Consider the following 19,735-nt stretch of genomic DNA (forward strand, 5'->3'; position numbering starts at 1 on the left):
TGGAGCCGCGGTGGCGGTCGGGCAGCGGTCAGCCGGCCGGCCGCAGACCGTCAGGACTTCGGCTTCGTGTAGTGCTCGGCCTGGCGCAGGGTCCTCTGCCAGAAGGTGACCTGGGTGGCGCCGACGGCGAGCCGCGCGTTGGGGAAGTCCACACGCTGCTGGGGGCCGCGCGCCTCGTCGTCCAGGTCCCTGCCGCTGAACTCGATGGTCGCGTACGTGTGCTCGGGACCGCTGCCCTTCTGGGCGGCGGTCGCCGTCGGGATGCTCGCCCAGGCGGTCGCCTTGGGGGCGACGGTCACCACCGATTCGCCCAGTAGGCTGCTGTCCTTCATCACGGGCAGCGGGTTCTTGGCACCGCCGAAGCGGATGACCGGGTGGTTGTAGAGCAGGCAGGTGAGGCTGCTGCGGTTGGTGGCCTTGATCACCACATGGTCGCTCGGGTAGTACGAGTAGACCGTGAACCGGAAGATGCCGGGCCCGCACGAACGGGCGCCGCGGCTGCGCGTACTCCCCACCGCACCGCCCCCGGCCGCCGCCGCCGACCCGCCGCCAGTCCTTTTCCCGCTTTTGCCCTTGCTCGTCGACGAGGACGAGGAGGAGTGCGACTTCGACTTCGACTTCGTCCTCGACTTGGACTTGGACGACGAGCCGGAGGAGCTGCCGCCGGAGCAGCCTGTCAGGGCGAGTGATCCGGCCATCGCGACCGCGAGTACGGCGTACGTGGCGGAGCGTCGTGAGCGGCGGCGGCGTGCGGTCATGGGTGGTTCCCCTTGTGAGTGGCTGCTTGCGAGTGGCTTCGCTCAGTGGGTGGCTTCGCTCAATGGGTGGCTTCGCTCAGTGGGCGGCCGGGGCCGGATCGGATGTCATGGCACCGACACGATAGCGAGTGTTTCCACAGGCGTCAGTGGGGTGATGAAACGTTACCCTTTCGGGTGGGATCACTGGATTCGTTTGAGGTTCGGGCCTCTATGTACGGTCGTGACCTCCGTCGCGCGGCGGAGGCGGATCACCCCGCTGACTGATCAGCGCGTGCCACGGGCCCGGAACGGTGGACGCATGACCGTACGTACGAAAGATCCCACGGCGCCGGCCGCCCGGACCGAGCGGCCCGTACCGCTGTGGGCCGAGCGCGTCGCCCGTCTGATGCCCCTCCTCGCCCTGCCGGTGTGTCTGTGGCGGCTGCCCATCGGGTTCGACTTCCAGATGGGGATGGATATGCCTCCGATGGGCTGGGCCCGGTGGGCCAGCGTGGCGTACGTCGTCACCCTGAGCGTGCTGTCCGAGGCGTTCGCGCTGCTGTGCCGCGGACTGGTGCGCCCGTGGGGAGAGGTCGTACCGGCCTGGGTACCGAGGCTGGGCGGCAGGCGCATACCGCCCTTCATGGTGATGGTGCCCGCGACGTTCGCCGGCCTGTTCTTCACCGCGCTGCTGGTCGACTGGGTGCTGTGCACGTTCCACATCGCGGGGTTCTCGGACGTCCCGTACACCAATGCGGGGTGGCGGTTGCTGGCCACCACGGTCAGTGGTCTGTTCGTCTTGTGGGGGCCACTGGTGCTCGCTTTGACGTACGCGTATTACCGGCGCCGGCGCGGCGGCACGACGTCAGTCCCAGGAGGTCTCGGGCCCGTTCAGTCCCCGTAGTGCATGCGGTGGTTCTCCTCCACCACCGGGGCCGCCGGGCTCGGGGGCTGCATGCGGCGGCGCTTGAAGATGCTGACGTACGCGGCGATGCCGATGACGCCGACGGCCATCAGGATCAGGCCGACCAGGTGGACGTTGACTCCGGCCATGTGCCAGTCCACGGCGAACGTGAGGATGCCCCCGATCGCCAGCAGACCGATGCACCATCCGATGCCCATGGTTCCGCCCCTCCGTACACGATTGGCTGTACCGCCGGACGGTGGGGCGGGTACCCGGCGCCGGGGCGGTCAATCGCGCGCCGCAGATCACCAGTTGGTGGCTGCGTTCGCCGCGCGCTGCCAGTACGTCACGCGCGCGGTGGCGTCGACGCGGACCGTGCCGCCACCGGGCACCGTGGGGGAAGCCGCTTCAGGCAGTCGCACCTTCACGGTGCGGGGCGGCCGTGGGAGCGTACTGCCTTCGACCTCCGCGAACACCGAACGGTGCCGGGCGGTCAGGGCGACCCGCAGCGACGTTGTCACGCGGCTGTCGCCGCCGGAACCGTCGGCGGAGCAGGTCCTGACGGCGGCATGGCCGGACTCGCCGGGCGCGAGGGTGACGGCGGTCTGCGGGCGGCTGTCCAGGAGGGGGGCGACAGGGGTCAGGGAACCGCCGAACCGCAGGTAGGGATAGGCGTACAGGACACAGTCGGTGGCAGAGGTGTTGGTGGCCTTCAGCAGCAGGCGGCCGGTGGTGTGGGGGACCGGCTCGGCCGTGACGGTGACCTTCGTGGCGTCGCAGGCGGTGCGTGACGTACCGGTCGCACGGGGCGCACGGGGTGTATGGGGCGTATGGCTGGTGCCGGGGTGACCGGAGCCGGGGCCGAAGCCGGGGCCTGCGGAGACCCGGGCCGCTCCGGAGGTGCCGGTGCCGGTGTCGGTGCCGGTGCCGGCCCCGGAGCGTGGGATGTACGGGGCGGACGGGTCGGAGGTGTCGTACGAGTCGGAGGTGTCGTACGGGTCGGACTGGGTGAAGGGGCGGAACGGTTTGGCGTCGGCGACCTGGAGGGGGTCCTGCCCGCCGCAGGCCGTGAGGGTGAACGCGGCGGCGACGGCGGTCAGCCCGGCGGTGGCGACCCGCAGCGTACGGACCTGGCGGCCGGTACGGGAGGCGGCGGCGGGGCGTGCGGCGGTGCGCGGCATGTCAGGTCGTCTCCCCCGGTCGGTCCATGTCGTCGCTCGATACGCGCCCAGGCTGCCGACCGCCGCTGCCGAACGGCTAACGCTTCCCTAACATGCGCAGGTCAGGGGCCTTTTTTGTAATTTTCCGGCCTCCTACCGGCGGCCGGCCGACCCCTCATCCGTACCCCCGGCAGGCTTTTCGTCCGCGGTCCCGGCCGACCCTTCGACCGCGCCCCCTGCCGGGCCCCCGGCCGGGCCCCCAGCCGGGCCCTCGTCGCGGGCGAAGAGCTGGGTGAGAGTGCTGATCGTATAGACGTCGGTGGCCTGCTCGTCCACCAGGTGCATCTGGGCGAGCCGGTCCAGGCCGTCCTGGATCTCCTCGGGGTCCGCGCCTGCCAGCGTGGCCGCCAGGGAAGCGCTCAGGTGTCCGTCGGCGCTGGTGGCGAGCGTGCTGAGCAGCCGTGCGTCGTCCGGCGAGAGCCGGGCCACGGATGTCCGCAGCGCCGCCGCGATCCCGGCGTCCTCCGCCGACAGCAGGGCCAGCCGGCGCCGCTCGTCACGCAGTGCGGCAGCCATCCGGGCCAGGCGCCGGCCCGGACGTGCGGTGAGCTGTGCGGCGGCGGCGCGCAGCGCGAGCGGGAGCCCGTCGCACAGCGCCACCAACTCCCGTGCCGCCTCCGGGTCCTCGTCGATGCGCTCGGCGCCGAGCATGGCGCGGAGCAGGGCCACCCCTTCCTCGTCCGTCAGCGGCTGAAGGGCGACCGGGCGGGCCCAGTCGGTGGCGACCAGCCCGTCGAGCCTGCTGCGGCTGGTCACGACGGTGGCACAGTACGGCCCTCCGGGCAGCAGCGGACGCACCTGCGCCGAGTCGCGGGCGTTGTCCAGTACGACGAGCAGCCGGCGCCCGGCGACCAGTGACCGGAAGAGGGCGGAGGCGGCCGGGGCGGAGGAGGGCACGTGCTCGGGAGGCGTACCGAGGGCGAGCAGGAAGTCGCGGAGGATCTCGACGGGGCCGGCCTCCTCGTCGTCGCCGAAACCGCGCAGGTCGGCGAAGAGCTGCCCGTCGGGGAAGGCCGCGGCGTTCAGGTGGGCCCACTGCACGGCACACGCCGTCTTGCCGACGCCCGCCGGTCCGGTCACGACGGCGAGCGGGCTCTCGCCGCCCTCGCCGGGCAGCAGGATCGTGGACAACTGGGCGAGTTGGCGGTCGCGGCCGAGGAACCGGGCCGGTGGGCGGGGGAGCAGCCGGGAGCCTGGTACCGCCGGGGCTGTCCGAGCGCCGGCGGGCGTATGAGTGCTTGAGGCTGCCTGGGCACCAGGTGTGGGCTGGGCACCCGGTGCTGGCTGGGCACCCGGCGTTGGCTGAGCACCCGGTACTGGCTGGGTGCCTGGCGCGGTCTGAATCCCCGGGATCGTCTGGGCACTTGCGGCATCCGCCGCTTCCGCGGCGGCCTGAAGCGCCGACTCTCCAACGGCCGACGCGTGCGGGGCCACCCCCTGAAGACCCTGCCGCGCCTGATCCGTCCCGCTGCCGGCCAGGCCGTCTCCGTACGACGTGCCCGCAGCGGGGCCACCCTGCGCCGGTACGTTCCCGGCCGGCCTGCCGTACGCCGTCCCGCCCGACACCGCCCTGCCGTACGCCGCCCCGCCCGACACCGCCCGGCCCGGGCCCGCCCCGCCGACAGCACCAGCGGAACCGGCCCCGGAACCACTTCCGAAACCACTTCCGGAACCACTCCCAGAGCCGCCCCCGGAGCCCCTGCCGGCGCCGGCCGCCCTGCCGCCGCCGACCCCCTCCGCCCGCAGGATCTCCTCGTACGCCGCGCTCAGCCGCTCGCCCGGATTGATGCCCAGCTCCTCCTTGAGCAGCCGCCGCGTCCGGTGGAACCACTCGATCGCGTCCGACCGGCGCCCCGTGCGGAACAGCGCCCGTATGAGGGCGGCGATCAGCCCCTCCCGCAGCGGGTTGCCGACCGCCGCGGTGTAGAGGGTGGCCGCGGCCTGCTCGTGCTCGCCGAGCGCGCCGTGGGCCCGGGCCAGCGCCTCGACGGCGCTCAGCCGCCGCTCCTCCAGCGCGTGCGCCGCGGCGGCGAACGGCGGGCTGGGAACCGTGCCGGTCAGCGCGGGCCCGTGCCACAGGCCCAGCGCCTCGCGTAGCAGCGGTACGGCGTCGCCCGGTGCCGCCTGGGGGCGCGCCAGCGACACCAGCTCCCCGAAGCGGTGGGCGTCGATCATCTCCTCGGTGACCCGCAGGAGATAGGCCGAGCCGTGTGTGGCCAGCTCGATGCCGTACGCCTCGGCGCCGCCCTCGGCGAGCGTGGCGCGCAGCCGCGAGACATGGCCCTGGACGACCGTACGGGCGTGCTCGGGCGGCTCGTCCTCCCACAGGGCGTCGATCAACTGCGTCAGCGGCACCGTCGTGTTGGGCCGCAGCAGGAGCAGCGCCAGCACGCTGCGCCGCTTGGCCGGGCCGAGCGCCAGCTCATGGGGACCGGACCGGACGGCGATCGGGCCCAGCAGGGAGAATTCCAACTCAGCCCTCCAGGAAGGCCGTCAGGGCGTTGGCCAGCAGGTACGGGTCCTCGGCGCCGCACATCTCGCGCGCCGAGTGCATGGAGAGGATGGCCACGCCGATGTCGACGGTGGCGATGCCGTGCCGGGCGGCGGTGATCGGGCCGATGGTCGTGCCGCAGGGCATCGCGTTGTTGGAGACGAAGGTCTGCCACGGCACGCCGGCCCGCTCGCAGGCCGCCGCGAACACCGCGCGCCCGCTGCCGTCGGTCGCGTACCGCTGGTTGACGTTCACCTTGAGGATGGGGCCGCCGTTGGGCAGCGGGTGGTGGCCCGGCTCGTGGCGCTCGCTGTAGTTGGGGTGGACGGCGTGGCCGGTGTCGGAGGAGAGGCAGACGGTCCCGGCGAAGGCGCGCGCCCGGTCCTCGTACGATCCGCCGCGGGCATAGAGCGAACGTTCCAGCACCGTACCGAGCAGCGGGCCGTCGGCGCCGGTGTCGGACTGGCTGCCGTTCTCCTCGTGGTCGAAGGCGGCCAGGACGGGGATGTACGGCAGGTCTTCCCGGGCGGCGGCTGCCGCCAGCGCGGCCGTACCGGCGTGTACGGACAGCAGGTTGTCCATCCGGGGACCGGCCACCAGCTCGCGGTCCCGGCCCAGGTAGGCGGGGGGTTCGACGCTGTGCAGCATCAGGTCCCAGCCCCGGATCTCCCCGGCCGGCACACCGGCCTCCTCCTCCACGAAGGAGATCAGGTCGCCCTCGCGGACCTCGCCCAGGCCCCAGATGGGCGTCATGTGGCGCTGCTTATCCAGCTTCAGCCCGTCGGTGTTGACGGACCGGTCGAGGTGGACGGCGAGCTGCGGTACGCGCATCAGCGCCCGGTCCACGTTCACCAGCCGGTGGCTGCCGTCGCGCAGCGTCACGCGTCCGCTCAGCCCGAGGTCGCGGTCGAGCCAGGTGTTGAGCAGGGTCCCGCCGTAGATCTCGACGGCGACCTGCCGCCAGCCGCGCGAGCCGGTGTCCGGCAGCGGCTTGACGCGCAAATTGGGCGAGTCGGTGTGTGCTCCGACAATTCGGTACGGAGTCGCGGGAGTGGCACCCTCGGGCACGTACCACGCGATGAGCGCACCGCCCCGCAGGACGTACTTCCCGCCCGTACCCATCGCCTTGCGTTCCTGGGCCGTGCCGCCGCCCCCATCCCAGGCGTCGGTCTCGGCCACCTGCCGGAACCCGGCCTTTTCCAGCCGCTCGGCCGCGTTCGCGACCGCGTGGTACGGGGACGGGCTGGCGGCTAGGAAGGACATCAGGTCGTCGGTGAGGCCGCGATCGAAGCGGGCGGAAGTGCTCATGGATTCAGCATAAGGACGGCAGCGGCTCAATCCCCTGCATCCTCTTGGGTAAAGCTTCACAGTCCGTACGAACGCACTGCCTCTGCCCCGTTGCGTCGCCCCACTGCCCCTCGGCCTGCCCTGAAGTACCGCTGAAGAGGGGAAAGGCGATGTTTCACGTGGAACAGACCTCGTACGGCTGCGTATGGCCGCGTACGGCTGCGCACGGCCGCGGGTGAGCCCGACCGCACCAACCCCGAAACGTACGATGGCGATAGAACCTCTAGCGCCAGTGACAGCGCCAGCGTCAGTGACAGCGCCAGCGTCAGTGAAAGCGACATGGACAGGGACAGCGAGGGAGCCGCCGCCATGCCCGACGCCGAGGGGCACCCCCACCGCGAGGAGATGACCTTGCGGACGGTCCTGAACGCCCTGTCGGACCCGTTGCGTTACGAGGTGGTCGCCCGGCTCGTCCAGGAGCCGGAGGGAACTACGCGGACCTGCGCGTCCTTCGGCTTCCCGGTCTCCAAGTCGACGCTCAGCCACCATTTCCGGGTGCTGCGCGAGTCCGGCCTGATCCTTCAGGTGGACCGTGGCAACAGCCGCGCCGCCGAACTGCGCCGCGAGGACCTCCAGGCCCGCTTCCCGGGCCTGCTCGACCTGGTCGCGGCCAACCCCGAGCACGGCGGCCCGGACTGAGTGGCACGGGGTCGGAGTGAGCGCCCAGGCCCGCAGTAGGGGCAGGGCACGGACAGCGCGAACGACGGCGCCCGCCTCCCCGGGGGGTGGGGAAGGCGGGCGCAGGTGTCAGTGTGAACCGCGTTCGTGAAAACGCCTCTTAGAAATCAGAAGGCGGCCTCGTCCAGCTCCATCAGCGACTGGTCGACGGACTCGGCCAGCGCCCGCTGCACGGCCACGCCCGGCAGGACGTTGTGCGCGAAGAACTTCGCCGCCGCGATCTTGCCCTCGTAGAACGGCTTGTCCTTGGCCGAGGCGCCCGCCAGCTTCTCGGCCGCGACCACCGCGCCCTTCAGCAGCAGGTAACCGACGACGACGTCACCCGAGGCCATCAGCAGACGGGTGGTGTTCAGGCCGACCTTGTAGATGGACTTGACGTCCTTCTCGGTCGCCGCGAGGTCCGTCAGCATCGCGCCGACGATCGCCTCCAGGCCGGCGGCGGCGGTGGCCAGCTCGCCGCGGGCCTGCTCCAGCTCCTCGCCGCCGGCGGCCTCGGCGAGGAACTTCTTGATCTCCTCGGAGAGGGCGGTCAGTGCCTGGCCCTGGTCGCGGACGATCTTCCGGAAGAAGAAGTCCTGGCCCTGGATGGCGGTGGTGCCCTCGTACAGGGTGTCGATCTTGGCGTCCCGGATGTACTGCTCGATCGGGTACTCCTGGAGGTACCCGGACCCGCCGAAGGTCTGGAGCGACTGGGCGAGCTGCTCGTAGGACTTCTCCGAGCCGTAGCCCTTGACGATCGGCAGCAGCAGGTCGTTCAGGCGGATGGCGGCGGAGGCGTCCTCGCCCGCCGCCTCCTTGACCAGGATCTCGTCCTGGACGGCGGCGGTGTAGAGCACCAGGGCGCGCATGCCCTCCGCGTAGGCCTTCTGCGTCATCAGCGCGCGGCGCACGTCGGGGTGGTGGGTGATGGTCACGCGCGGCGCGGTCTTGTCGGTGAAGGCCGCCAGATCCGGGCCCTGCACCCGCTCCTTGGCGTACTCCAGGGCGTTGAGGTAGCCGGTGGAGAGGGTGGCGATGGCCTTCGTGCCGACCATCATCCGCGCGAACTCGATGATCTTGAACATCTGGCGGATGCCGTCGTGCTTCTCGCCCAGCAGCCAGCCCTTGGCCGGGTGGTTGGCGCCGAAGGTCATCTCGCAGGTGTTGGACGCCTTCAGGCCCATCTTGTGCTCGACGTTGGTGGCGTAGACGCCGTTGCGCTCGCCCAGCTCACCGGTCTCCCAGTCGAAGTCGTACTTCGGCACGATGAACAGGGACAGGCCCTTGGTGCCCGGACCGGCACCCTCGGGACGCGCGAGGACGAAGTGCACGATGTTCTCGGACATGTCGTGCTCACCGGAGGTGATGAAGCGCTTGACGCCCTCGATGTGCCAGGAGCCGTCCTCCTGCTGCGTGGCCTTGGTGCGGCCCGCACCCACGTCCGAGCCGGCGTCCGGCTCGGTCAGGACCATCGTGGAGCCCCACTGGCGGTCCACCATCCGCTGCGCGATCTTGTGCTGCTCCTCGGTGCCCTCGTCGTAGAGGACACCCGCGAAGGCGGGACCGGAGGCGTACATCCAGATCGCCGGGTTCGAGCCGAGGATCGTCTCGGCGAAGGCCCACAGCAGGGAGCGCGGCGCGGTGGTGCCGCCCAGCTCCTCCGGGATGCCCAGGCGCCACCACTCGGCGTCCATGTACGCCTGGTAGCTCTTCTTGAACGTGTCGGGGACGGGCGCGGTGTTGGTCTCCGGGTCGAAGACCGGCGGGTTGCGGTCGGTGTCGGCGAAGGAGTCCGCCAGCTCGTTCTCCGAGAGCCGGGCGATCTCCGACAGCACGCTCTTGGCGGTCTCGACGTCCATCTCCGCGAACGGTCCGGTGCCGTACACGCTGTCGCGTCCGAGCACCTCGAAGAGGTTGAACTCGATGTCGCGGAGATTCGACTTGTAGTGCCCCATGACGACGGCTCCGTAAGGATTCGGGAGGTGGTACCTCAACGCAATACCAGCAAGTAGCTACCGATGATGCTACCCGTCGGTAATAAGGCGCAACCCCTGGCCGCCCATCTGTGACGAGAGTCCCTCGTGCCCGCGGCGAGGGCCCTTCGGTCCCTGCCGGCCGGCTCCCGTGACGCCGTACGGCCCCACCTTGCCCGCCCGCGTACGGCCTCACCCCGTTCCGTCTGCCTACGGCCCTCCGGCGCCTGCCCGGTACGGGGACTCAGTACGCTGTGGCGCATGTACGGCTACGACCAGAACGCGGGGCCCGGGCAGCAGCAGTACGGTGCCCCCCCGCCCCCGCCGCAGCACCCGTCCCCGGCGGCTACGGCGAGCAGCCGCTCTACCCGGAGCCGTCGCCGCCGTCCCTGGCCGACGCGGTGCGCGCCTTCACCACCGGCTCGATGTCGGCGGAGGACTTCCAGGGCATCTTCTCCACGTCGAAGGTCTACTGCCCGCGCGGCGACAACCCCGGCTTCCTGGCACTGCACAACACCCAGCAGCCGGTGATCCCCATGTTCACCTCGCTCAAGGAACTGCGCCGGTACGCGGGCAAGGAGTCCAAGTACTTCGTGATCACCGGTGCCGAGGTGCTGGACCTGCTGCCGACCGGCTACGGCTTCGTGCTGGACATGGAGGGCGACCACCGGATGGTCTTCGACGCCAAGGCCGTGGAGCAGATGGTCGACTTCGCCATGCGCCGGATGTACGGCTGATGCGCAGGCCCGGCTGACGCGGAGATCCGGCTGACGCGGAGATCCGGCTGACGGCCGGACCCCGGCGTCCTCCCGCCCGGCCGGGCGCCTCTTCCTCGCATACCCCTGTCACCTGCGGGAACTCCGGAGGGAATGCCGCACGCCTTGCGGGTTGTTCAGTCTTCAACTAACTTGGATGACGAACGACCGAGGAGGCCGTCATGCCCGCAGTGACCGTAGAGAACCCGCTGACCCTGCCGCGCGTGGCCGCGCCCGCCGGAGGCCGCCCGCGCCCCGTACTCGCCGTCGCCACCGCGCCCAGCGGCTTCGAGGGCGAGGGTTTCCCGGTGCGCCGCGCCTTCGCCGGCATCGACTACACCTACCTGGACCCGTTCATCATGATGGACCAGATGGGTGAGGTGGAGTACGCGCCCGGCGAGCCCAAAGGCACCCCCTGGCACCCCCACCGCGGCTTCGAGACGGTGACGTACCTGCTCGACGGCACCTTCGTGCACCGCGACTCGCACGGCGGCGGTGGTGTCATCAATGACGGCGACACCCAGTGGATGACGGCGGGATCCGGCCTGCTGCACATCGAGGCGCCGCCGGAGGCCCTCGTCATGAGCGGCGGCCTCTTCCACGGCCTCCAGCTCTGGGTGAACCTCCCCCGGAGCGACAAGATGATGGCGCCGCGCTACCAGGACATCGGTGGCGGCCGGGTCAAGCTGCTGACCTCGGCCGACGGCGGCGCGCTGGTGCGGCTGATCGCGGGTGACATCGACGGTCACAAGGGGCCGGGTATCACTCACACGCCGATCACGATGACGCACGTCTCGCTCAGCCCCGGTGCCGAACTGACTCTGCCCTGGCGCCCGGAGTTCAACGCCCTCGCGTACGGCCTGGCCGGGCGCGGCACGGCCGGCGCGGAGCAGCGCCCGTTCCGTATGGGGCAGACGGTGGTCTTCGGCGGTGGCGGTGACATGCTGACGATACGGGCCGACGCGTCACAGGAGTCCCGTAGTCCCAATTTCGAGGTCGTCCTCCTCGGCGGCCTGCCGATCCGCGAGCCGATGATGCACTACGGCCCCTTCGTGATGAACACCCACGCCGAACTGGCCCAGGCGTTCGAGGACTTCAAGTCGGGCCGTCTGGGCACGGTTCCCGCCGAGTAGCGTCCGGCTCCCGGTCGTACGGCGTCCCGAGACGGGACCGACGCGCCGTCAGGCGCCGTACGGCCGAACGCCGTAATTCCGATTGACACACGAAATCGTCCGGCCGTGCACCCCTGCCGAGTGAAGATCGCGTGGTGGACTGACGGCGTGCACAAAGAGACGGAGCGAAGGCAGACAGAGCGAAGGCAGACGGAACCAGAGCGGCAAAAACAACGGCAGGAACAACGGCAGGAACGGCGGACACAGTGGTCGGGGTCGCCGGGGCAGGCACTCCTCCCCGTAGGCGCTCGTAAGACGGCGGCCTGGTCCGGCGTCGTACTCCTGGTGGCCGCCGTCGCCGCCGTGGGTGTGTGGCTGTGCGTGGAGCTGAGCGCCGCGGTCACGCCCGTCCTGCTGGCCCTGCTGGGCAGCGCGCTGCTGGGCCCGCTGTACCGGCGGCTGGTGGCCATGAAGCTCAACCGCTCGCTGGCGGCCGGGCTGACCTGCGCGGTGCTGCTGGTGTTCGTCGGCGGCGCGGCCTACATCGTGGTGAACGCGCTGATGGAGACCGGTGACCAGATCATCGCGTCCCTGAAGCAGGCGGCCAAGGACGTCTCCCGCCACTTCGGCACCGCGGGCACCTCGCTGGACGACATCGCCTCCAACGCCAAAGCACTGATAGGGAAGTTCGGCGGCACCGCGGCCTCCGGGCTGCTGACGGGCGTGAGCATGGTGAGCCAGTTCCTGGCCGCCGCGGTTCTGGCGCTGCTGCTGACGTTCTTCTTCCTGCGCGACTCCGGCAAGGCCGTACGCGCCCTGAACCACTGGGCGCCGGGCGACTCCGGCCCGCATCTGGAGCGGATGGCGCGGCGCGGCTTCCAGGCCGTCGAGGGCTTCATGCGCGGTACGACGCTGATCGCGTTCATCGACGCGCTGTGCATCACCGTCGGGCTGCTGATCCTGGGTGTGCCGGGCGCGGTGGGCCTGGGCGCGCTGGTCTTCGTGGGCGCCTACATCCCCTATCTGGGTGCGTTCATCTCCGGCGCGGTGTCCATCCTGGTGGCGCTCGCGGACCGCGGGCTGGCGATCGCGGTGTGGGCGCTGGGCGTCGTCCTGCTCGTACAGGTGCTGGAGGGGCACATCCTCCAGCCGGTGATCCAGAGCCGTACGGTCCAGATGCACCCGGCCGTCGTACTGCTGGCGATCACGGCGGGCGCCAGCGTGGCCGGAATCCTGGGGATGCTGCTGTCGGTGCCGCTGACCGCCGCGGCCTTCGGTGTGCTCTCGGAGCTGCGCGGGCACTACGCGGCGGGCTCGGGCACCGACTCCCCGGAAGCCGCAGGGGGTCCGGGAGGCCCGGAAGACCCGCGGGAGCCGGGCGACCCCGGGCCAGGAGATCCAGGAGACCCCGGAGACCCGGGGACCACGGGAGGTGCCACGGCCGACGCGCCGCCCGGTACGGACGGCGGCGCCGCCCCGCCCCCGCCCGCGTCCTCATAGAGCTCGAACCACGTCGACTTGCCGTCCCCGCGCGGATCCACGCCCCACGCGCCGGCCAGCAGTTCCATCAGCACCAGCCCGCGGCCCGAGGACGCCAGTTCCCCGGGGCTGCGGCGGTGCGGGAGCTCGTCGCTGCCGTCGGCGACGTCGACGCGGATGCGCCGGTGGCCGCGCGGACCGGTGATCTCGGCGACCAGCAGCGCGTCCCCGTCGGTGTGGGTGAGCACGTTGGTGACCATCTCGGAGACCATCAGGACGGCGGAGTCCACCTGGTCCTCGTCCGCCCAGTCGTGCAGCACGTCGCGGACCTGGCGGCGGGCCTCGGCTATGCGCTCCGGCTCGGCCTGGGCGACGGTCAGCACTGTACGCCGCATGTGTTCGTGCCCGGCGCCGCCGCCCGTGCCGATCGCACAGCTCGCGCCGTCCCGGCCCAGCAGCAGCATCGCGATGTCGTCCTCGCGGCGGTCCACCAGCGGCCCGGTCGTGTGGTACGAGAACGGGCCGTGCACGGCCTGGACCAGGGCGTCGGCGAGCCGTTCCAGGCCCTCCCCGTCCTCCCCCTCCTCGTACGCCTCCAGGATGTCGCGCAGCCGCGCCCAGCCGCTCTCCAGATCGTGGCCGCCGGTCTCGATGAGGCCGTCGGTGCAGACCAGCATCGTCTCGCCGGGCTCCAGGACGAAGCGGGTGGTGGGGTAGTCGGTGTCCGGGTCGATGCCCAGCGGCAGCCCGCCCGCGGTGGGCCGTACGAGCATCGTGCCGTCGGCCATCCGGATGGCCGGGTCGGGGTGGCCGGCCCGGGCGATGTCCAGCAGGCCGGTCGCCGGGTCGACCTCCATGTAGAGGCAGGTGGCGAAGCGCGGGTCCTGGCCGGCCGCCTCGGTGTCGTTGATGCCGCACAGGAAGCGGGAGGCGCGGGAGAGGACCGCGTCGGGGTGGTGGCCCTCGGAGGCGTAGGCGCGCAGCGCGATCCGCAGTTGTCCCATGAGGCCCGCGGCCCGTACGTCATGGCCCTGTACGTCCCCGATGACCAGGGCGAGCCGGCCGGACGGCAGGGTGATCATGTCGTACCAGTCGCCGCCGACCTCCAGGCCGCCGCCGGTCGGTACGTACCGTGCCGCGACCGTCATACCGGGAATGTCCGGCTGCACCGTCGGCATCATGCTGCGCTGGAGCCCCACCGACAGCTCGCGCTGCGTCTCCTGGTCACCGGCCCGCGCCAGGGCCTGGGCGAGCATCCGGGCGACGGTGGTGAGCACCGAGCGCTCGTCGGGGGTGAAGGCGACCGGGTGGCCGAAGGCCGCCATCCAGGCGCCGATCGTCCTTCCCGCGTTGATCAGCGGGAGGAAGGCCCAGGAGGCGCGGTGGAAGGCGGAGGCCAGCGGCCAGGTGGTGGGGTAGCGGCGGCGGTAGTCCTCGGGGGTGGGCAGGTAGATGGCCCGGCCCGTACGTATGACCTCGGCCGCCGGGTAGTCGGTGTTCAGCGGCATGTCGGCGAAGGGCTGTTCGTCACCGGATTTGTGCCCGTGGTGGCCGATGACCGAGATCCGGTCGGCCTCGATGCCGAAGACCGCCAGGCCGTCCGGCATGAAGCCGGGCATCGACAGGCCGGCGGCCACCCGCAGCACCTCTTCGGTGGAGCGGGCCTCGGCCAGCGCGCGGCCGGCGTCCAGCAGGAAGGCTTCGCGCGAGCGCCGCCAGTCGCCGGTGATGGGGGTGTGCGCGGAGGAGGTGCCGGGCTGCGGCTCGGGGACCTCCTGGAGGGTGCCGACCAGCTCGTACGTACCGTCCGGGTTGACCAGGGGACGGGCGCGGCTGCGGACCACGCGCCGCACCCGGCCGCTCTCGTCCACGATCCGCAGCCGGGCCTCGGCGAGGGTGTCCTCGGCGACGGCGAGCTGCACGATGCCGTTGATCTCGGCGAAGTCCACGGGGTGGAAGCGGGAGCGGACGGCGGCTTCGGTGTGCGCCGCGGGGTCCTCGGGCAGGCCCAGCAGCCGGGCCGCCTCGGCGTCCAGGGTCACGCCGCCTGTGGCCCTGTCCCAGCGCCACAGGCCGGTCGCGATGGCGGCCAGGAGCTCCTTGGTGCGCATTGCATCACTTTATGTGAGTTTGGCGGGACCCGACCAGCTTGGCTGGGCCCGTCGGGATCGGGCGGCTTGCCCACCGGGATCGGGCGCCTTATGAGGGCCGGTACGTGGACGAGGACGCGGCGGCCCGGCCGGACGAGACCGTACGAGACCGGAAAGGGCCACCGGAACCGGCCACCGGACACGGTCACCGCAAACAGCCACCGGAACCGGCCACCGGACGTGACCATCGTCCCACGGCGCATGCGATCCGCATATGTCAACCGAACGGCGGCGCCCGGGACGGTAACCTGAAGCGGGTGTCTCCATGGTCCATACCGCTCGGTCCGGACGGTGGAGGTCCCCAAGACCCCCCTCTTCGACTCGCGACGACTTGGATGAGCGATGCATCGTTACCGGTCCCACACCTGCGGCGAGCTCCGGGCGACGGACGTCGACACCGACGTCCGGCTCAGCGGCTGGCTGCACAATCGACGTGACCTGGGCGGCATCCTCTTCATCGATCTGCGCGACCACTACGGTCTCGTGCAGCTCGTCGCCCGCCCCGGCACCCCCGCCAACGAGGTCCTCGGCTCGCTGACCAAGGAGTCCGTCGTACGGATCGACGGCAAGGTCAGCGCCCGCGGCGCGGACAACGTCAACCCCGACCTGCCGACCGGCGAGATCGAGATCGAGGTCTCCTCCGTCGAGGTGCTGGGCGCCGCCGAGCAGATCCCCTTCACGATCAACGCCGAGGACGGGGTGAACGAGGAGAAGCGCCTCGAATACCGCTTCCTGGACCTGCGGCGCGAGCGCATGCACCGCAACATCATGCTGCGTACCGCCGTCATCTCCGCCATCCGCCACAAGATGGTGGCGCTGGGCTTCAACGAGATGGCGACCCCGATCCTGTCGGCGACCTCCCCCGAGGGCGCCCGCGACTTCCTGGTCCCCTCGCGGCTGCACGCCGGCAAGTTCTACGCGCTGCCGCAGGCCCCGCAGCAGTTCAAGCAGCTCCTGATGATCGCGGGCTTCGACCGCTACTTCCAGATCGCACCCTGCTTCCGTGACGAGGACGCCCGCGCGGACCGCTCGCCGGGCGAGTTCTACCAGCTCGACGTCGAGATGAGCTTCGTCGAGCAGGAGGATGTCTTCCAGCCGATCGAGAAGCTCATGACCGAGCTGTTCACCGAGTTCGGCGGCGGCCGGACCGTCACCTCCCCCTTCCCGCGCATCCCCTTCCGCGAGGCGATGCTCAAGTACGGCTCCGACAAGCCGGACCTGCGCGCCAAGCTGGAACTGGTCGACGTCTCGGAGATCTTCGCCGGCTCCGGCTTCAAGGCGTTCGCCGACAAGCACGTCCGCGCCCTGGCGGTCCCCGACACCGCCGACCAGCCGCGGAAGTTCTTCGACCAGATGGGTGAGTTCGCGGTCGCCCAGGGCGCCAAGGGCCTGGCCTGGGTGCGCGTGGGCGAGGAAGGCACGCTGACCGGCCCGATCGCCAAGTTCCTCACCGAGGACGACGTCAAGGCGCTGCTGACCACGCTGGACGCGAAGCCCGGCCACGCGATCTTCTTCGGCGCGGGCGAGTTCGACGAGGTCTCCAAGATCATGGGCGCGGTCCGCGTCGAGGCCGCCAAGCGCGCCGGCCACTTCGAGGAGAACGTCTTCCGCTTCTGCTGGATCGTCGACTTCCCGATGTTCGAGAAGGACGAGGACACCGGCAAGATCGAGTTCTCCCACAACCCGTTCTCCATGCCCCAGGGCGGCCTCCAGGCCCTGGAGACCATGGACCCGCTGGACATCCTGGCCTGGCAGTACGACATCGTCTGCAACGGCGTCGAGCTGTCCTCCGGCGCGATCCGCAACCACGAGCCCGAGGTCATGTACAAGGCCTTCGAGATCGCCGGTTACTCCAAGGAGACCGTCGAGCAGGAGTTCGGCGGCATGCTCCGCGCCTTCAAGTTCGGCGCCCCGCCCCACGGCGGCATCGCCCCCGGCGTCGACCGCATCGTCATGCTCCTGGCCGACGAGCCCAACATCCGCGAGACCATCGCCTTCCCGCTCAACGGCAACGCCCAGGACCTCCTGATGGGCGCCCCGAGCGAGGTCGAGGAGTCCCGCCTGAAGGAACTCCACCTCTCGATCCGCAAGCCGCAGGTCAAGTAGCCCCTCCCCGCGCCGGCCTCCACGGGGGCCGGCGCGCGGCATCCGGCGCCCAGGGCTGTCGGGACTTCTGGTCCCGGCAGCCTTTTGCGTTGGGTGCCCGGCCCGGCCGCCTGGAATCACTGCGTTGTTGCCGCGTGAAAACAGCGCTAATCTGCATGCATGGCCACCGTACAGATCAGGAACCTGAACGACACCGCGTACGCCATACTGCGCCGCCGCGCGGCCGACTCCGGCCGTTCACTCCAGGAGTACCTGCGGACTCGACTGGAGCAGGAAGCCACGACCCCGACGGTCGAGGAGGCCCTGGCCGAAGCCAGGGCGGAACTGACCGGTGAGGTGCCCGTGAGCGCTATCGTCCACGTACAGCGTGAAGGCCGCGAACGGTGATCGTCGTCGACAACTCCGTACTGATCTCCGCCCTCGTGGACGCGGGCCCCACAGGCAAAGCATGTGCCGCGCGGCTGTCCGGCGAACGGTTGGCGGCGCCGGCGGTCATCGACTTCGAGGCGCTGCACGTACTGCGCGGTCTGCTCCTCGGCAACAAGATCACGCAGCCGGTCGCGGACCGCGCGGCGCGCTGCCTGCCCACCTTCCCGGTGGACCGGGTCCCGACCACCTCACTCGTCGGCCGGATCTGGGAGCTACGCGGCAACTACACCGCGTACGACGCCGCATACGTGGCATTGGCGGAACAACTCGGCGCACCTTTGGTGACCAGCGATGCCAAAATGCAGCGCGCCAATGGGGCACGGTGCGTCGTCGAAGTGATCCGGTAAGCGGTAAGTCCCCGACCCCGCGCCTCTATGGACGAGCTGATCATCGGCACCCGTACCGGCCCGCAGAGGCGTAGCCGTAGCCGCTCTGTACGCCGACGTACCGACGCACCGGGGCCCGTTACCGAATCCCCGATCCGGTAACGGGCCCACGTACATCCGCGCGTACGCCCTACTCGCCCTACTGGCCGCTGTCGCCGCCCCCGAAGCGCTCCCGGTACGACTCAAGGTCGTCCTCGGTGATCTTCGCGAAGAGCACCGGCGGTACGGTGAAGGCCGTGCCGGCCGCGACCGTGTCCAGCGCCCTGGCCTCCTCCGGGCTCACCCACGTCTTCGTGTCCTCGGCCAGCGCGAACGCGCCGCGCATGGCCTTCGCCGACGCCGGGATGAACGGCTCGGAGACCACCGCGTACAGGTGGATCAGATTCATGGCCGTACGCAGCGTCAGCGCCGCCGCTTCCTTGTCGGTCTTGATCTCCAGCCAGGGGGCCTTCTCCTCCAGGTAGGAGTTGCCCGCGCTCCACAGGGCCCGCAGTGCCGCCGCGGCCTTACGGAACTGGAGCGCCTCCATGTGGCCCTCGTACTCCGCGAGCAGCTCCGCGATCTGCTCGCCGAGCCGGACCTCGGCCTCGCCCGCCGCGGCGCCCGCCGGGACCTCGTCCCCGAAGCGCTTGCGGGAGAAGGACAGCACGCGGTTGACGAAGTTGCCGAGGGTGTCCGCCAGGTCCTTGTTGACCGAGGAGGAGAACAGCTCCCAGGTGAAGGAGGTGTCGTCCGACTCGGGCGCGTTGGCCATCAGGAAGTAGCGCCAGTAGTCGGCCGGCAGCAGCTCCAGCGCGGCGTCGGTGAAGATGCCGCGCTGCTGGGAGGTGGAGAACTTGCCGCCGTAGTACGTCAGCCAGTTGAACGCCTTGAGGAAGTCGACCCGCTTCCACGGCTCGCGGGTGCCGATCTGGGTGGCCGGGAACATGACGCTGTGGAACGGCACGTTGTCCTTGGCCATGAACTCCGTGTACCGGACGTCCTCGGCCTCGTACCACCACGACTTCCAGTCGCGGGCCCCGGGCTCCTGGTCCGCCCACTCCTTCGTCGCCCCGATGTACTCGATCGGCGCGTCGAACCACACGTAGAAGACCTTGCCCTCGGCCGCCAGCTCCGGCCACACATCGGCCGGCACCGGTACGCCCCACTCCAGGTCACGGGTGATCGACCGGTCCTGCAATCCCTCGGTCAGCCACTTGCGCGCGATGGACGACGCGAGCGTCGGCCACTGGTCGCCGTTGGCGTTGATCCACTGCTCGACCTCGCCCTGAAGCTTGGACTGGAGGAGGAAGAGGTGCTTGGTCTCGCGCACCTCCAGCTCGCTGCTGCCGCTGATCGCCGACCGCGCGTCGATCAGGTCGGTCGGGTCCAGGACGCGGGTGCAGTTCTCACACTGGTCGCCGCGCGCCTTGTCGTACCCGCAGTGCGGGCACGTACCGACGATGTACCGGTCCGGAAGGAACCGGTCATCAGCGATCGAGAAGACCTGCCGAATGGCCCGCTCTTCGATAAAACCGTTCTCATTCAGCTTCCGCGCGAAGTGCTGCGTCAGCTCACGGTTCTGCTCCGAGGAACTGCGCCCGAAGTAGTCGAAGCACAGGCTGAAGCCGTCGTAGATCGCCTTCTGCGCGAGGTGCTGCTCACTGCAGAACGTGTCCACAGGCAGCCCGGCGTCCTTGGCCGCCAGCTCGGCGGGCGTGCCGTGCTCATCCGTCGCACAGATGTACAGCACCTCGTGCCCACGCTGCCGCAGATACCGCGCGTACACATCCGCCGGGAGCATGGACCCCACCATGTTGCCCAGGTGCTTGATCCCGTTGATGTACGGAAGGGCGCTGGTGATGAGGTGTCGAGCCATTGCCGGCTGCTCCCAAGTCGCTACGGAAAGTAAGGTTTTGTTCTACGGAACGTCAATATCGTACTGGACCGCCCACCCCGGCGGTCGCCCATTTGATCCGGGCTCGAAGACCGTCGGCGTGCAGCGCCGTC

14 protein-coding genes and 2 pseudogenes are annotated in these 19,735 nt (G+C 70.4%); 8 read left to right on the forward strand and 8 right to left on the reverse strand.

Annotation, left to right across the window (positions count from 1 at the left end):
• Positions 1–50: 50 nt before the first annotated feature.
• The gene (locus tag KGS77_RS17550) at positions 51–758 is read right to left on the reverse strand and encodes a DUF4232 domain-containing protein (protein ID WP_242582797.1); all 708 of its coding nucleotides are present in this window, start codon (positions 756–758) and stop codon (positions 51–53) included.
• Positions 759–1,056: 298 nt separating this feature from the next.
• Here KGS77_RS17550 and KGS77_RS17555 point away from each other — a divergent pair, with 298 nt between their 5' ends.
• Positions 1,057–1,641 (forward strand): hypothetical protein, encoded by a 585-nt coding sequence (locus KGS77_RS17555; protein WP_242582799.1) that lies wholly within the window; start codon positions 1,057–1,059, stop codon positions 1,639–1,641.
• On the opposite strand, the gene KGS77_RS17560 is transcribed toward KGS77_RS17555, so the two are convergent.
• From KGS77_RS17560 to KGS77_RS17580, 4 genes are all read right to left on the reverse strand, one after another.
• Complete coding sequence (locus KGS77_RS17560; protein WP_242582801.1) at positions 1,629–1,859, reverse strand: DUF6458 family protein; 231 nt, start codon at positions 1,857–1,859, stop codon at positions 1,629–1,631. The genes KGS77_RS17555 and KGS77_RS17560 overlap by 13 nt on opposite strands.
• An 87-nt stretch (positions 1,860–1,946) precedes the next feature.
• The gene (locus KGS77_RS34645) at positions 1,947–2,822 is read right to left on the reverse strand and encodes a DUF4232 domain-containing protein (protein ID WP_277994234.1); all 876 of its coding nucleotides are present in this window, start codon (positions 2,820–2,822) and stop codon (positions 1,947–1,949) included.
• Positions 2,823–2,954: 132 nt separating this feature from the next.
• The gene (locus tag KGS77_RS17575) at positions 2,955–5,333 is read right to left on the reverse strand and encodes a BTAD domain-containing putative transcriptional regulator (RefSeq protein WP_242582803.1); all 2,379 of its coding nucleotides are present in this window, start codon (positions 5,331–5,333) and stop codon (positions 2,955–2,957) included.
• Position 5,334: 1 nt separating this feature from the next.
• Positions 5,335–6,660, reverse strand: a complete 1,326-nt coding sequence (locus KGS77_RS17580; RefSeq protein WP_242582807.1) for a M18 family aminopeptidase — start codon at positions 6,658–6,660, stop codon at positions 5,335–5,337.
• Between the two features lie 348 nt (positions 6,661–7,008).
• Here KGS77_RS17580 and KGS77_RS17585 point away from each other — a divergent pair, with 348 nt between their 5' ends.
• Entirely contained in the window at positions 7,009–7,338 is a 330-nt protein-coding gene (locus tag KGS77_RS17585; protein WP_242587525.1) for a helix-turn-helix transcriptional regulator, read from the forward strand.
• Positions 7,339–7,484: 146 nt separating this feature from the next.
• On the opposite strand, the gene KGS77_RS17590 is transcribed toward KGS77_RS17585, so the two are convergent.
• Entirely contained in the window at positions 7,485–9,311 is a 1,827-nt protein-coding gene (locus KGS77_RS17590; RefSeq protein ID WP_242582810.1) for an acyl-CoA dehydrogenase, read from the reverse strand.
• A gap of 279 nt (positions 9,312–9,590) precedes the next feature.
• Here KGS77_RS17590 and KGS77_RS17595 point away from each other — a divergent pair.
• The 3 genes and pseudogenes from KGS77_RS17595 to KGS77_RS17605 all read left to right on the forward strand — a co-directional run bounded on the left by KGS77_RS17595 (position 9,591) and on the right by KGS77_RS17605 (position 12,696).
• Positions 9,591–10,066: pseudogene (locus KGS77_RS17595) on the forward strand (SseB family protein).
• A gap of 200 nt (positions 10,067–10,266) precedes the next feature.
• Positions 10,267–11,217, forward strand: a complete 951-nt coding sequence (locus KGS77_RS17600) for a pirin family protein (RefSeq protein WP_242582815.1) — start codon at positions 10,267–10,269, stop codon at positions 11,215–11,217.
• 321 nt (positions 11,218–11,538) lie between these two features.
• Complete coding sequence (locus KGS77_RS17605) at positions 11,539–12,696, forward strand: AI-2E family transporter (protein WP_347404586.1); 1,158 nt, start codon at positions 11,539–11,541, stop codon at positions 12,694–12,696.
• Here the strand turns inward: KGS77_RS17605 and KGS77_RS17610 are convergent.
• A pseudogene (locus KGS77_RS17610) lies at positions 12,684–14,786 on the reverse strand (SpoIIE family protein phosphatase); the annotation flags it as partial. The gene KGS77_RS17605 and the pseudogene KGS77_RS17610 sit on opposite strands and share 13 nt — an antisense overlap.
• Before the next feature lie 381 nt (positions 14,787–15,167).
• Here KGS77_RS17610 and aspS point away from each other — a divergent pair.
• The 3 genes from aspS to KGS77_RS17625 all read left to right on the forward strand — a co-directional run bounded on the left by aspS (position 15,168) and on the right by KGS77_RS17625 (position 17,707).
• Positions 15,168–16,931: an aspartate--tRNA ligase gene (gene aspS, locus KGS77_RS17615; protein WP_242582872.1), complete on the forward strand. Its 1,764-nt coding sequence runs from the start codon at positions 15,168–15,170 to the stop codon at positions 16,929–16,931.
• A gap of 159 nt (positions 16,932–17,090) precedes the next feature.
• Entirely contained in the window at positions 17,091–17,318 is a 228-nt protein-coding gene (locus tag KGS77_RS17620) for a hypothetical protein (protein ID WP_242582874.1), read from the forward strand.
• Positions 17,315–17,707 (forward strand): type II toxin-antitoxin system VapC family toxin, encoded by a 393-nt coding sequence (locus KGS77_RS17625; protein WP_242582876.1) that lies wholly within the window; start codon positions 17,315–17,317, stop codon positions 17,705–17,707. The genes KGS77_RS17620 and KGS77_RS17625 overlap by 4 nt, the downstream gene beginning before the upstream one ends.
• A 178-nt stretch (positions 17,708–17,885) precedes the next feature.
• Here KGS77_RS17625 and metG read toward each other — a convergent pair whose 3' ends face one another.
• Positions 17,886–19,604: a methionine--tRNA ligase gene (gene metG / locus KGS77_RS17630; protein ID WP_242582879.1), complete on the reverse strand. Its 1,719-nt coding sequence runs from the start codon at positions 19,602–19,604 to the stop codon at positions 17,886–17,888.
• Positions 19,605–19,735: the final 131 nt, after the last annotated feature.

It is taken from the genome of Streptomyces sp. MST-110588, from assembly GCF_022695595.1.
Taxonomy (GTDB): Bacteria; Actinomycetota; Actinomycetes; order Streptomycetales; family Streptomycetaceae; genus Streptomyces.

Coding starts and splice junctions, on each gene's coding strand:
- KGS77_RS17555 (WP_242582799.1), top strand. CDS start 1,057: ATGACCGTACGTACGAAAGATCCCACGGCGCCGGCCGCCCGGACCGAG.
- metG (WP_242582879.1), bottom strand. CDS start 19,604: ATGGCTCGACACCTCATCACCAGCGCCCTTCCGTACATCAACGGGATC.
- KGS77_RS17580 (WP_242582807.1), bottom strand. CDS start 6,660: ATGAGCACTTCCGCCCGCTTCGATCGCGGCCTCACCGACGACCTGATG.
- KGS77_RS17585 (WP_242587525.1), top strand. CDS start 7,009: ATGCCCGACGCCGAGGGGCACCCCCACCGCGAGGAGATGACCTTGCGG.
- KGS77_RS17620 (WP_242582874.1), top strand. CDS start 17,091: ATGGCCACCGTACAGATCAGGAACCTGAACGACACCGCGTACGCCATA.
- KGS77_RS17600 (WP_242582815.1), top strand. CDS start 10,267: ATGCCCGCAGTGACCGTAGAGAACCCGCTGACCCTGCCGCGCGTGGCC.
- KGS77_RS34645 (WP_277994234.1), bottom strand. CDS start 2,822: ATGCCGCGCACCGCCGCACGCCCCGCCGCCGCCTCCCGTACCGGCCGC.
- aspS (WP_242582872.1), top strand. CDS start 15,168: ATGCATCGTTACCGGTCCCACACCTGCGGCGAGCTCCGGGCGACGGAC.
- KGS77_RS17560 (WP_242582801.1), bottom strand. CDS start 1,859: ATGGGCATCGGATGGTGCATCGGTCTGCTGGCGATCGGGGGCATCCTC.
- KGS77_RS17550 (WP_242582797.1), bottom strand. CDS start 758: ATGACCGCACGCCGCCGCCGCTCACGACGCTCCGCCACGTACGCCGTA.
- KGS77_RS17590 (WP_242582810.1), bottom strand. CDS start 9,311: ATGGGGCACTACAAGTCGAATCTCCGCGACATCGAGTTCAACCTCTTC.